The 13,863-nt window shown below is 47.7% G+C and carries 8 protein-coding genes; 5 read left to right on the top strand and 3 right to left on the bottom strand.

Annotated features, from left to right (window positions below):
* Positions 1-438 precede the first annotated feature (438 nt).
* The 4 genes from Q0W37_RS14035 to Q0W37_RS14020 all read left to right on the top strand — a co-directional run bounded on the left by Q0W37_RS14035 (position 439) and on the right by Q0W37_RS14020 (position 5,388).
* The gene (locus tag Q0W37_RS14035; protein ID WP_297702181.1) at positions 439-1,113 is read left to right on the top strand and encodes a hypothetical protein; all 675 of its coding nucleotides are present in this window, start codon (positions 439-441) and stop codon (positions 1,111-1,113) included.
* Positions 1,113-1,532: a hypothetical protein gene (locus Q0W37_RS14030; protein ID WP_073188076.1), complete on the top strand. Its 420-nt coding sequence runs from the start codon at positions 1,113-1,115 to the stop codon at positions 1,530-1,532. Before Q0W37_RS14035 ends, Q0W37_RS14030 begins: the two co-directional genes overlap by 1 nt.
* On the top strand, positions 1,532-1,888 hold the full coding sequence (locus tag Q0W37_RS14025; RefSeq protein ID WP_297702180.1) for a hypothetical protein: 357 nt from the start codon (positions 1,532-1,534) through the stop codon (positions 1,886-1,888). The genes Q0W37_RS14030 and Q0W37_RS14025 overlap by 1 nt, the downstream gene beginning before the upstream one ends.
* A gap of 305 nt (positions 1,889-2,193) precedes the next feature.
* Positions 2,194-5,388: a type ISP restriction/modification enzyme gene (locus Q0W37_RS14020; protein WP_297702179.1), complete on the top strand. Its 3,195-nt coding sequence runs from the start codon at positions 2,194-2,196 to the stop codon at positions 5,386-5,388.
* Positions 5,389-5,398: 10 nt separating this feature from the next.
* On the opposite strand, the gene Q0W37_RS14015 is transcribed toward Q0W37_RS14020, so the two are convergent.
* From Q0W37_RS14015 to Q0W37_RS14005, 3 genes are all read right to left on the bottom strand, one after another.
* Positions 5,399-7,822, bottom strand: coding sequence for an RICIN domain-containing protein (locus Q0W37_RS14015; protein ID WP_297702178.1), 2,424 nt, complete (start codon positions 7,820-7,822; stop codon positions 5,399-5,401).
* A gap of 174 nt (positions 7,823-7,996) precedes the next feature.
* Positions 7,997-10,204, bottom strand: a complete 2,208-nt coding sequence (locus Q0W37_RS14010; RefSeq protein ID WP_297702177.1) for a DUF6055 domain-containing protein — start codon at positions 10,202-10,204, stop codon at positions 7,997-7,999.
* A 453-nt stretch (positions 10,205-10,657) separates the two neighbouring features.
* On the bottom strand, positions 10,658-12,451 hold the full coding sequence (locus Q0W37_RS14005; protein ID WP_297702176.1) for a carbohydrate-binding domain-containing protein: 1,794 nt from the start codon (positions 12,449-12,451) through the stop codon (positions 10,658-10,660).
* A gap of 241 nt (positions 12,452-12,692) precedes the next feature.
* Between Q0W37_RS14005 and Q0W37_RS14000 the strand changes: the two genes are divergently transcribed.
* The coding region (locus Q0W37_RS14000) for a hypothetical protein (RefSeq protein ID WP_297702175.1) at positions 12,693-13,863 on the top strand (1,171 nt) is incomplete at its 3' end.

Below are 13,863 nucleotides of genomic sequence, written 5' to 3'. Positions count from 1 at the left end.
ATTTGTTCATTATAAATATAGTTCCTCAAGGGGAGGATGTCAAGAGATTTTCGGAAAAATCCGCATTTTTCTCATGGACGGATGCGGCTGTCATCTTTTGCCATTCCAATAATCTATATTATGGGTGACATAGCCCAGCACTTTGCTGTGTAGGGTGCATAGAAATTTGAGATTCGTCTCTTATTCTCGAACCTGAAACTACCACTTTCAAACCATACGAGAGTAAGACAGACGCTCACGTCCCATTAGGTGCGTGGGTCGTTTGTGCTTATTGTATGGTAGGGTGTGGTAGCCCGCAGGTTCGGTAAGTGCATACGACACCACGCTTTTTTGTTCCTAAAAATAATGTGTGGCAAGTTGCGAATAAGGGCCGACTCCCTGTTCACAACTATAAGCCTGTTGTGAATACGGAAAACTTGGCTTAAAAAAGGATGATTTATGAAAATCATGAATCTATATGAACTAGCTCTCTTGTTGAGAGCCAAATTGAAAATGGCGAAATGGCCATTTAACCGATACGGTTTTCCCGTATTTCCCAGGGAGGTTATTCTTGGAGAACCCCCTACACTCATTGAACCCATTCAAAGGATTCGTTGTTGCAAAAATCCGAAAGAGACCTTGCTCTGTTCTTTTGCTGATGATAAATTCATTCGGAGACGGTTGCAAAATCTATTTGATGAAATTGGGCTGTATCTGAATTATTATGGCTTTGGTGGTTTTGACTTGAGCCCTCGGATTAATTGGCCTCTTCAAATGCAAAAATTCAATATTTGGCTTTCGCAGTTGGCTACAGCTTTTGTTGCTCTGTCAGGACAAAAGATTCTTCCGAATTTCCGGGTAGGCTGTTTGCAGACTTTGTATGCGCTCGAATCTTATCCGAAAAATATTCCTTATATTGTTGGTGCGTTAGGTTGTGCGAAACGCTATAATCCTTTGCATGGCTACATTTTTAAAACGAAGATGCTAATCGCTAGGCCTTCCTTTCTTGTAATCTATGGAAGATTGAGGGGCGAATATGAAGAAATGCTTGAAAAATTAGACGTTCATTACATGCTGGTTTCAGATTATAGAACTCGCTGTTACAAAGAATCTTTAGAAAGGAGGGCCGCATAATGGATTCCAAAGATACATACTCTAAATCTGTTCAAGAACAAAAAGATCTTGCTCAGATAAATGCTGATCTAATGAAGAATATTGTGCAGGGCAAGAACAGGAGTCTCGAGCATTCTGAAAAATGGATGTCTGTAAATATTAACGATATCGTAAATCAGTTTGCGCCTGGAGCACAGGCGGAAGTTCAAGGCAATAAAGTTGAATGGCGCGACAAAGAAGGTAAAGTCTCCATTGTGGCTGATATTGGGGGCGGGTATTTGCGTATTCAAGATTTGTCGAAACCCTTTAGAGCGTATTTTGACTTGAAGGGCGAGAGTGTCAATAACTATATTGATGCAAAAGGAAAGCAACATGGACGTCCTAAGGCGGAACGAGAGGCTCTGACCCACTTTAGGATAAAATACAGGAGCGAAATGTAATGGAACAGCATGAAATAATCCTTGTCCCCAAGCGAAATTTTGACGAGAATACGGACTGCTGGCAATCTTACGCTAATAGCGGAGAGTTTGACGATTTCGTTCAGTGGTGGCTGAAACTCCCGGAAAATGAAACTTTGTGGGATGTCTATATGGCTTTTAACGAAACGTTGGACTTGCTCATTGATCACTATGAGGATGAGGAGATTCCTGCCGAAAAAGTGGATGCTGCAATAAACATTGCAGATACATTTCGGGAAAAGAAAACAGGTGAATTGGAAAAAATGGCTTTTGACAAGTTGATGCTGGCTTTAACAAAAGCTAAAGAACTCGGTCAACCGGTCTATTTCTGGTTCTAATTGTCGTTTCTCCTTGTTTTTTTACTATCATTCCCCATGACATAGCCCCGTACCGAATGGTTCGGAGCGACCGGAATTTTTGAGTATTTGCTCTAATCTCTGTTTCGAAATCTAGCAGTTTCACAACTTACGAGAATAGGGCAGACTGCTCACGTCCCAATTGGGGCGTGGGTTGTTTGCAGTTATTGGTAAGTTGGGCTTTGCTAGAGCCTCGAAACACAGTAACTTGCAGGCAACTTCGCGCCCTTTTTTTATTGGGTAAATCGTAAGTCAAGTAGAGCGGATCTCGCAACGTTGGAGCCGCCATGGTCGATTTGGACAAGAGCAAGATTCAAGCCGTCGCACAGTACATCGACGAGGTTTCCAAGCAGTTTTCTACGGGTAAGGCGACAGAGCACAGCTATCGCCCGGCACTCGCAAAACTGCTTGGCGACTTGCTCCCCAAATTCACCATCACAAACGAACCCAGCCGAATCCAATGCGGAGCGCCGGACTACATTATCGCGAAAGGGAAAGGAGCAACATCAATTCCGGTTGCGTTCGTAGAGGCAAAGGACATCGGCGATAGCGACCTGGATGGAAACCGCCAGCACAAGGAACAGTTCAACCGTTACAAGAACTCCCTAGACCATATCCTTTTCACGGATTACCTTGATTTTCATTCTTATGAAAACGGGCTGCCGACTCAAAACATCCGCATTGCAGAAATCAAAGGGAACAAGATTGCGCTGATAGACGCCAATGTTCCGATGTTTTTGGAAATGGTGGCGCACATTGCGGAATCAACACCGCAGAAGATTACAAGTTCTACAAAGCTGGCGCAGATGATGGCTGCCAAGGCGCGCCTCCTTGCCGAGGTGATTGAAAAGACTCTTGAAACCGATAGTGAAAAGACGAGTGAACTGGCGGGACAATGGAAATCTTTCCAGAAGGTGCTGATTCACGATTTGACGGAACGTCAATTTGCCGATATTTACGCACAGACAATCTGCTATGGAATGTTTGCCGCAAGGCTCCATGACGATACTCCCGACACTTTCAGTCGAGAAGAAGCGGCTACACTCATTCCCAAGACAAATCCGTTCTTGCGCAAGGTTTTCCAGAATGTTGCCGCATTCGATGTAGATACAAGCATCGCATGGATTGTAGATGACCTGGCAGAAACATTCCGGGTGACGGACATGCCGAAGGTCATGAAGAATTTTGGAAAGGCTACGGGTCAAGCCGATCCGATGATTCACTTCTACGAAGATTTTCTACGCTATTACGACCCCAAGCAGAAAAAGGCCTGTGGTGTTTATTACACGCCCGAACCCGTTGTCCACTTTATCGTCAATGCCGTTGACGAAATTTTGAAATCCCGCTTCAATTTGAGTGATGGGCTTGCCGACACGAGCAAGGTGACGATTCGTCAAACGTCGAACCTATATACGGACAATCGAACCAAAGACCACAAGAGATACGAAACGCGTGAATACCATAAAGTTCAAATCCTCGACCCTGCAACTGGAACGGGAACATTCCTTGCCGAAGTGGTCCGCAAGATATATTCTGGTATGGAAAATCAGAAGGGCGCTTGGCAAAACTATGTGGAAGAACATCTGCTACCGCGCCTGAACGGTTTTGAATTCATGATGGCTCCATACGCCGTTGCGCATTTGAAATTGGACATGGTGTTGGCGCAGACAGGCTACAAGGCAAGACAGGACAAGCGACTCCGCATATTCCTTACCAATTCCCTTGAAGAATGTGACCACAACACAGGAACATTGTTTGCACAATGGCTTGCGCAAGAAGCGAACGAGGCGAACCTTGTTAAGCGCGACACTCCCGTAATGGTGATGATTGGAAATCCGCCGTATAGTGTAAGCAGTAGCAATAAAAGCGAGTGGATTCAGAACCTGTTGGACGATTACAAGAAAAATTTGAACGAAAGAAAGATAAATCTAGACGATGATTATATCAAATTTATTCGACTCGGACATTATTTCGTAGAAAAGAATGGTGATGGGATTCTAGCATATATTTCGAACAATAGTTTTATTGACGGAATAACGCATCGTCAGATGCGAAAAACCTTGATGGAAACTTTTGATGAAATCTACATTCTGAATTTGCATGGTGATACACGAAAAAAAGAAGTTGCGCCTGATGGTGGTAAAGATGAAAATGTTTTTGACATTATGCAAGGCGTAAGCATTAACATTTTTGTTAAGAAAAAACAGAGTGTCATCCTGAATGAAGCCCGTAAGGGCGAAGTCGAAGGATCTCTAGCCCGCGTTTACCATTACGAACTCTTTGGCAAACGCTTTGAAAAATATGCCTTTCTTGCAAATACGTCTTTCAGCGAAATATCTTGGCAAGAACTTATTCCGCAAGCACCTTATTTTTTCTTTGTTCCAAAAGATTTCTCTATACAAAATGAGTATGATAAGGGATTTAAAATTTCTGATTTGATAATTGAATATAATTCAGGAATTCAAACAAAATGCGATGCAGTGAATATTCTCTTTACAGAACTTGACGCAGAATCTTTAAGAAGAGACTTCATCTCTATGGCCGAAGTTGATTTAGAAAGAAAATATCAACTAAAAAATAGACCTAGCTGGAATATCGCAACTGCGAAAGCTGACCTAGATAATGAAATAATAGAAAATAGAATTGATTATAGACCTTTTGACATAAGATGGACTAATTATACGGGAAACTCAAATGGTGTAATGGGTCGTGCCAGATACAAAATAAATCGTCATATCATTGGGAAAGGTAATTTAACATTAGTTACTTGCAGGCAATTAAGTACGTTTGATTTTCAACATATTTTTGTGACGACGCATATTTCGGATTTAAATTCTATATCTTTGCAGTCGAAGGAACAGTCTTATGTTTTCCCGCTCTACCTTTATCCTACCGAAAACGAAGAAAAAATCGGCGAGACTCGTAAGCCCAACCTTGACGAAAAAATCTGGCGCAAAATAGACAAGTGCACTAAACTCAAAACGACTCCGGAACAAGTCTTTGATTACATCTACGGCGTTCTCCATACACCGTCCTATCGTGAAAAATACAAGGAATTCCTGAAAATTGATTTTCCGCGTATTCCTTATCCCGAAAACAAGGATGAATTCGAACGCATCGTTTCCATCGGCAATAAACTCCGCAAATTGCACCTGATGGAAGAAATTCCTCCGCAGGCAACCTCCTTTGACATCGAAGGCGACAATGCCGTAAGTGAGATTCGTTTTGAAAGGGAGATCCCCGACCAAGTCGGGGATGACAACTACGGCAAAGTTTTTATTAACAAGCAGCAATATTTCGGCAATGTTCCTGAACTAGCCTGGAACTTCTACATCGGCGGCTATCAACCCGCACAAAAGTGGCTCAAAGACCGCAAAAACCGCACCCTTACTTACGACGACATCTCGCATTACCGCAAAATCATCGCCATCCTTATCGAAACTCACAAGTTGATGCAGGATCTTGATGAAATTGCGGAATAAATTCGTTTTATCAAAAAAGGATCCGCACAGTCTTTTGCAATCCTTTGCCGTGGATGCGTACTAGATATGTTCCGTGGGCAAGTCCCTTTGTTTCTAGGGAGTGACTGCCGCTTGCAAGGGTCCTATTCGCGATAATTGAACCGTTCAAATCGAACAAGGTGGCTCTCACCGCGTTTCCTGTGCCGTTATTCACGAATAATGTGCCGCCGACAAATCCTACGGATACAAGGTTCGCTGGTTCAATGAATTCACCGGCAAACTGTATTTCGCCGTTTTCAGGGTCAGTATTGCTATCGATTTCTTCACCGGTTTCGTTACTGTTGCTTGGCAGGTTTGCTTCTTGAACAAAGGCAATGTAGTTGACGCAACCGGAACTCTGTCCGTTGCTGCCGAGTGTGAATGTTGCTCCAGAATCTACCTTAATCTTGTAGATTTCAAAAGTCACATCGTTGCTTGCTACAGCCTTCATCTCGGTTTTCTCCGCTGTCGAAAGCCATCCGGGGACTTTTTCGACGCGGCTATCCAAGCCGATGTAGACTACGATGTCTTTTGTAGCTGTAAACGTGGCCGCATCTGTGGTGGAGTTCTTGGAGTTGCAGGCGGTAACGACTTGTTCTGCATTGGCAAGAGCGTCGGGAATGACGCTAAAGGTGACGTCGCGGTCGCCGAAGACCTTGCCGTCGGTCTTTGCGGTCAAAATGCCCCAGCCGCTATAGTTTGCGCGGTCGATGATGGTGAGGTCTTTTACCAGGCTGCCTTCAGGGGTCTCGATAACAATAGGCTCTTTGCCAACGGGCGCGTTCCCGACTTCGATGCTCTTGAGGAAGGGACTTGCGTGCTGGACTGTGACCCAATCCTTGAAATCGCTATCGGTGATGTATTTCATGCTGGTGGCGGAACTTTGGTCGCCCGCATATTTGGTACAAAAATCCTTTACATCAGTCCCCTTGGTGTTGTAGGCGTCTATCAGGGAATATCCGTAACTACTTTGTTCTGGCTTCCACGTAGAATTTTTCTTGGGACTGAAACTGACCTTAGAAGGTGTGCCGTCCAATGTTTCTGAAAGATAGGAGTATTCGTCGCGTGCGGGGTCGGTTCCTCCGCCCATGTTGAGTGCCTGATTACTTGTGTAGCCGTTAAAACGGTTGGCGGTGGATACCATGTCGGAACCGTCTCCACCGATAATTCCCGTTGTCGCGGGGCCGTTGCTCGATTTCCCATAAGCAGAATAGTAATTGTTGTAAATATGTGCGGATCCATTGCCTAGCTGCGGACAGCGCCTCACGTTTTTATCCCACCAGTTATAAAGAAGCGTTGTGCGGTCGCGGGTAATTTCGTCGTTTTGAGTTCCGTAAGCAACCGTCCAGTATCGATTTTTTAAATGACAGTATGATATCGTTACATAATCAGGAGAGCGGTATCGGTCTAGCGAATCCCTGTAATTGGCATATGGGGTATTTATCCATATGAATTTTCCAACTTCATCCTGACCATTGCCGCTGCGATCGTAATTCAGCTGCGATTCGAAATGAATATGGTCGATCCAAATTTGGCGAGAAGACCAAACATTAATCAAGATACGGTTAGGAATATTCTTTGCAACCATTTTTAAATTTCTAAAGACAATATTGTCTGACGGAACTTCTCCCGCTGTACCCCAAGCATCGTTCGTTCTGAATTGCGAATCATAAATAGTATGATTGCCATACTGTCCCACAATCGTTTTGTAGTCGCGTACACGAGTATTGCTTTTCTTTTGCATATCAATGTCGGCGGTAATGACGATGGTCTGAGCTCCTTTTGAATTAAGCTGTTTCTCCAAATCATCTGCGGTAGAAACATAGACAACTTCTCCCAGCAATCCACCAATTGTTCCTGCCTTTTCTTTGCTGCCCGCAAGCGCGTTTGCGGCAAAGCCTTCGAGCCCGTCCAGGTTCAGCTTGAATTTCTGATAATTGTCGCCCGTATAAGTATCTACCGTAAACGAGTTGCTCTGAATATCGAAGGTTATTGCAACCTTATTGTCGGCGTTACTGACCACCTTGTAGTAAAGATCGTATCCTTCAAAATCTTTCTCAACCGCCTCGATTTTCCAGCGCTGGTTTGTGCCGTCAACATCTTTTGCAATAGTGGCAAGTCCGTTTTCATTGGTGACAATCATGCCTGTTGCGGAATTGACGATTTCATAGACCCCTGCACTGATATAGTTAAGGCTCCATTTTTCGTTGGCGGTGCCCTGCATGGTGTTCGAAGTCAGGTAATCTCCGGCAGAAGTTCCCGAAATAGCAATATTCCGATCCGTATCGGCAATCCCGAAGCGAAATTCCTGTACGGGGTAGCTCGCTGCGGCAAATACGGTAGAAGAACCGGTAGCGGCGATTGCGATAGTAATTACAGACGCAGAAATCCGCGCCTTGGTAAAATCCATTCTCATAAACACTCCTTTTTTACCTAAACGGTAAAAATTTATATCCGCAGTAGACAAAAAGGAATCCTTTAAAAAATAAAGAGTTGTCTGCGAACAACGGCAACGTCGTCCACGGACAACCCTATTTTTCAAGACATCGACTATTGTGATTTAGGGAAAAATGTATTCTCTTTTTTCCCGCTATTGTTTGCTGCCGCTTACGCGGTAGCGGTATTCACGACCGTTTTTCTTGTACCGGACAAATACGGCTTGCTCCTTTGAGTCGAAGTAGAGGTTCGCATTTTGCGATTCCAGCGTACGCCTACCTGGCATATGCCCGATAGATGTAGTGCCCTCCGAGCCTGTCGAGTCGTCGGCCACGGCATACCATTCGGCGTTCTCGATGCTTGCCGTAGCATCGGTCGGGGGAGTCGTGAGGTTCGCGCCGTAATTCGCGTTGTTCAACATGCCGTCGTCGACCATGCCGTAGAATACGCCCTTTGAAATTTCTTTGCTGAAGTTATTTTCCAAGTCGCCACGCAACTGCGCCGTGCCGGAGAGTTTCTTGTCGGCGACGGCCCACATTACACCATAGACTTGGGCGTTGTCCGTCACCGTCGTGTTCACGATAATCGAGAGCGCGCCGACCTTCGCCTTGCCGGTAATGCTCCCGCTCACGAGCCACGCATCCTCTTCCAGGACGGCGTCGTCGCCGATGGTACCTGCCGTTACGAGTGCACGCCCACGGACAATCGCGTTCCCGCTAATTGTTCCGCCGTCAATGACCGCAAAATCCTCGATTCGCGCGTTCCCGGAAATCGTACCGCCGTTCACGACCGCATCGGGCCCCACGTAGACCGACTCGGAAACTTTTGCCTTGTTGCTCACGAGGCCGCCCCCGTTTGCGTGCTTGGTGTATCCGCTCGTGTTCGCTGGCTTCCAGAAATCCTTGTTATAACCTTCGGGCGCACCGTTTTCGACCTCGATCATGTACGGGTAGCGATAAATACTGTAGTAGAACTGGTCCCAGAGAATCGTTTGCATCTCGGTTGGTGTCGCCGTGACGGCGAGCCACAAGGCCTTGTCACTATCCTTCGTCTCGATTTCCAGGTTGAATCCCGTGCCGTGCTTCATCTCGCTGTAGCGTGGTGTGCCATCCGCGCCCTCGGCGACAAGCCCTACCGTCCAGCCCGATGCGGGGTCTGGCAGTTTGTCGGGGGCATAGTTGCACCACTTATAGGTCTTACCCATGTAATAATCGGTGTTGTCGCCAAAGCAGGTGTACCCGCTAACTGTCGGCTTGCTTTGGACAATTCCGCGGAACTTGACAGTCACTTTTCCCGTCTGTTCCGGATAGATACGCACCAAGTTATAACCCCAGCGCTGCGGAGCCCAGTAACTCGGCGAAATATAGCGATCAGGGCATTCTTTACCGGCTTCGCACTCCATTTTGTCCAACATCGTGATTCTCGTATGTCGGCGATACATGTCGCCCCAACCCGATGCATTGCGGCGGGTCGCAAACTCGTAATCGCCCCATGCGTTTTTGTACAGAGCCTTGCGGTGCCCCTGGTATTCAAGCGTGGCGTTCTTCATCGCAAACTTGCCAAATTGCTGGTTCAGGCTGTCGAGCGACCAATCGTACACCATCATCATCGCGGTAAACGGCGTCTGTTCCATGCGGCCTTCTTCTCCTTCGCGGGTAGATTCCGTCCAGATGCGGTTCACCTCGTGTGCACCCTTGTTACCACCGCCGAATTCTTCCTTCAGGTGCTCCAAAAATTGCCAGTTGCAATAGCGGTCGCGTGTGGAACCATAATACAGATACGGGAAATTAATAAGAGCCTCGGAACAATAGTGTGCATCGTCCGAAATGTACTGATGGGCCATCCAGTTTGCGTGCGATTCCGCCATCCATCCCGAATGGCTGTTGTTGCCAAGCCAGCCTGCAATACCTTGCATGCCATGCGCAAATTCGTGGGCGAGTCCCCACTTATCAGAAAGCGAACCGGAGCCAATCCACATACCCGGCCCAAATTCATTGTTGAGGCCCTTCACGAAATCCTGCCCGCCATAAAGAGCCGCCATCACGGAGTTGTCGAACACGTAGATATTGCTCTTGAGTTTCGTATTGGGGCTACTCGGAAACGGAAGCATCCACCCAAGCGAATCGGTATAGAACGAGAATACGTTTTCGAGATCCGTCACCGCCTTCTTTGCGGCATCAGCACTAATTGATACGTTGTTCGTTTGCCCATCGTCTGTCGTAGGCTTTTTGCACACTTCGAAATGAGCCGATTCCGTAATTTGCGTAAATCCATTGCTTGCACACTGGTTTACCCATTCAATAGCAAATGTACTCGTTCCCATTGCAAGTACAAGCCCAATCATCATCCCATTAGGTTTCATAAATTACCCCATAAACAACTCCGGCGCACCCACGCCGAACATCAACTAATATAACTCCGTTCGAACAAAAAAGTGTGTAAAAAAACTACTTAAATACAAAAGTAGTCTGTGTTAAAGGGGGGCGTAGTCCGCAGACAACGGTAAATTTAAAAACAGTATACTTTGTAGTGAAACTGATGTATATTGTATTATGATGCGTTTAACCATCTTCCAACAACAGGGTGCCCCGACGAATGCCGGGGTGCTTTTTGGGTCGGCAAGAGTGCGAGCGAAGATACTGAAAAGGCTGTTCACAACATGAGCCTTCTTTACCTGAATGAACTTGCCGAACGCCGCGAACAGGTGGTTGCTGCCAGACTGGCTGACTATATCAGTGACTTGGATGTCGCTGTTGGACTTATCGGAAAATTTGTTGTTGTGGGTGGACAAAAATGTCAAAAGGAGCAAATAATCTTATTTCTCGTAGTAAATCATTCCGTTCGGGAGCGTAATCTCGGTCATGTCGCTCACGTCCACTTGGGCGACAGAGTTGATGTTGCCTCCGTAAATAATCATGCTGCCGCTAGCGCTGGGCTTGAAAGCCGCGTTGCTTGTGCCGTAGGCTGTTCCTGCCGTGAAACTGGTGGCGCTGCAGTTGGGGTATTCTTCGGTGCGGTTTCCGAATCCAAGCAGTACGCCCCCGGTGATGCTGAATCCGTTGTCGGTGTCGATCAGGCCACCAGCCATGTTCGTACTGCAGGAACCTCCCTGATTACCTCCCATGCCATTTCCGCCAGGGCCTTTCATCATGACGTTGCCGCCGCTTGTTCCGATTTCAAGGAGCAGTACGCCGCCGCTCATGGTTGCTGTGCCGTTGGCATCGAGGACATCGACATCGTTTCCTGCAGCGTAAAGGTAGTGGTATCCTCCGCTGATAATGATGTAGCCCTTGGTGCTGCTCATCATGCCGCCGCCACCGCCGGGCCCACCCCACTGCGAACCGCTGCTTGCTCCCGCGTCGGCAGAGCCGCCTGCCGCATTCCAGGCGTCGTCGCTTGCGACCGTTGCGGTCATGCCGCCTTCGGCCCGGATGTAGAACGCTTCGATCCCTTCGACGGCCTTGGTGATGTTGATTGCGCCGTCAGAAATGCGCAGGGTTGAATCTGCGTGGATTCCGTCGTCACCCGCAGAAATCGTGGTGAGGCCGCCGTTGACGTAAATATTCTGGTTTGAATGTAGGCCGTCGTCGGCAGAGGTTACGTTGGTGATGCCTCCGTTTATATAGAGGCTGTTGTCGGTTGCGATTCCCTTCCCCTTGCTGTTGATGGTGATAAAGGGGATAGAGGTGGAGTCCGCAATTAAGATGGCGTTGAATGCCTGAATGCCGTCATCGCCTGCATCGATATCGAATTCACCACCGGTAATAATGACGATTCCCTTGTTCTCGGTAATCGTGTTTTCGTCTTCGCCTTCGTCGCTCTTGATGCCGTCGCCGTTTGTTGCGGCCAAATTGAAGTATCCGCCTTCGATAGTGACGGAGCCTTTGCCCTTGATGGCATGATTCTTTGCTTTGACGGTGATTCCCGGCAGGTCGCGAATGCGCAGGTCGTTGCTGCACTGGATACCGTTGCTGTAGTTTCCGGTTACGGTCAGGTCGCCGCTCCCTTTGATGGTAAGGTCATCTTTTGCATAGACGGTTGCTTTGGTCGTATCGCTTGTGCCGTTCTCCTTGGCGAAGGCCTGTGTGCGGGTGGAGGCGTCGGCGAGTGTATTTTTAGTGCCGTCCACCAGCATCAGGAATACTTTTTCTGCATTCTGAACGTAGAGGGGCGCGTCCGTTGCGCTAGCGAGTTGCAGCTCGTTTAAGTAGAGGTAAACTTTGTCTGTACTTTCGGCGTTTACGATGACTTGGTTGTCGCTTGAACTGCCGGTGAGCTGGTAATTACCTTGGCAATAGATATTGACAACTCTTTCTTTGTATGTAATACAGCCGTTGTCATTTTCGACGGAAATGGAATCGTTTTCGAAACGGATAATGGGGTCATCGGCAATGGCGGAAACGTCTACTGGTTCCGCGGCTTCTTGCTCGGATGCGCTGGGAATGCTTATGGAGGTGCTTTGCTTGGACTCGGTGGTCGCTTCGGCAAGAGAATCGGCTTCTGTGACGTTTGCAGAGTCGATGCTGGTCGTGCTGCTGTCGGTGTCGCCGCAGGCAGAAAGCAAGAGAGCGATGCCGCAGATAAGGTGTGTGTAGTTTAGTGATTTCATAATCCACCTCCGTTTTCTTGTAAAAGTATTTTTTAAAGGTCCTCGAAAGTCAGGAAAAAAGGATGTAGTCAAATTGTAAGCGACTTGAATCTGGAACGAAAATACCCGAACGGGGTGATTTGTTTCAGTTTGTGTGAGGTTGTCCCTGGACAACTCTTTATGGGATGTAGGGGTGTTTTTTTCGTAAAATGAAGATATATTTCATAAAGGCGGCCCCTCGTGGGCCCAAAGGCAGGTTGTTATGGGTTTGAAATTTGGTTTTGCTAAAAATTTCGCGGTTTCGGCGCTTTGCCTAACGGTGTTTGGTTTTATGGGGGCGGGTGCCGAACCGCTAGCTTTTCCGGAGGCGCTCGGTTTTGGGGCGCAGGTCACGGGTGGCCGCGGCGGAACCGTGTATCACGTGACGAACCTGAACGATGACGGCGCGGGCTCTTTCCGCGATGCTGTCAGTCAAGGGAACCGCATTGTGGTTTTTGACGTGGGTGGCATCATCAACATCAAGACGGCGGTTTCTATCAAGAGTAACATTACCATCGCGGGGCAGACGGCGCCGGGCGAGGGAATTGCCATTCATGGCGGTAAACTCAGCACGGGCAAGCAGAGCAATATCATCATCCGCTATCTGCGAATCCGTCCGGGCGAAAATACCGCGTCTGAAAAGGACGATGCCTTGAACCTTTACGATTCCAAGAACGTGATTGTGGACCACTGCTCGGTGGAACTTGCTCCGTGGAATAATTTCGGCGGCTCCTCCGATAACGCAAGCTATCGCGTGACGGGAATAACGGTGCAGAACTCGCTGATTGCAAACCCTATCGGGCAACAGTTCGGGGCGCACATTGAATCGGTGGACGGCACGTGGGCCTGGTACTACAATGCCTTCGTGAATACGCACAACCGAAACCCGCTGGACAAGATCAACGACGTGTTCGTGAACAATATCCTCTACAACTTCGAGGCGGGCTATACGACGCATACGAGCACTCATTTCAATCACGACATCGTGAATAATTACTTTGTCTATGGCCCGAAGGGAAGTAACCCGTGGTTCCAGGTAGATAAGAACCAGAGTATCTACGCAAGCGGCAACATGATCGATACGGACCGCGACGGAAAACTGAACGGCGGGCCTTCCAATATTTATTACTACCAGGGCGTGGGCGAGGAACTTTCGAAACCTTGGAGCGAACTTACGACGAGTGGACCGATGCTCACGGCAGCAAGCGCTTGGCGCTACGTGACGTCGCAGAGCGGCGTGCTCCCGTACGACGATATTGATTCCCTGATATGGCGCCAGGTGGGGACACTTGGGAAAGAAGGAGCCTTGGTGAAAAGCGTTGGTGCCATGGGAATCAAAACCAACAACGGCTGGGGCGAGGTGATTGCGGGGAAGGCCGCGACCGATTCCGACA

The organism is uncultured Fibrobacter sp., assembly GCF_947166265.1.
Classification (GTDB): domain Bacteria; phylum Fibrobacterota; class Fibrobacteria; order Fibrobacterales; family Fibrobacteraceae; genus Fibrobacter.
The sequence above is the reverse complement of the archived record's forward strand: the minus strand, read 5'-3'. Positions and strand labels throughout refer to the sequence as shown.

Excerpts from the sequence above, each read along its gene's own strand:
- Q0W37_RS14035 (WP_297702181.1), top strand. The coding sequence starts at position 439 with ATGAAAATCATGAATCTATATGAACTAGCTCTCTTGTTGAGAGCCAAA.
- Q0W37_RS14030 (WP_073188076.1), top strand. The coding sequence starts at position 1,113 with ATGGATTCCAAAGATACATACTCTAAATCTGTTCAAGAACAAAAAGAT.
- Q0W37_RS14025 (WP_297702180.1), top strand. The coding sequence starts at position 1,532 with ATGGAACAGCATGAAATAATCCTTGTCCCCAAGCGAAATTTTGACGAG.
- Q0W37_RS14020 (WP_297702179.1), top strand. The coding sequence starts at position 2,194 with ATGGTCGATTTGGACAAGAGCAAGATTCAAGCCGTCGCACAGTACATC.
- Q0W37_RS14015 (WP_297702178.1), bottom strand. The coding sequence starts at position 7,822 with ATGAGAATGGATTTTACCAAGGCGCGGATTTCTGCGTCTGTAATTACT.
- Q0W37_RS14010 (WP_297702177.1), bottom strand. The coding sequence starts at position 10,204 with ATGAAACCTAATGGGATGATGATTGGGCTTGTACTTGCAATGGGAACG.
- Q0W37_RS14005 (WP_297702176.1), bottom strand. The coding sequence starts at position 12,451 with ATGAAATCACTAAACTACACACACCTTATCTGCGGCATCGCTCTCTTG.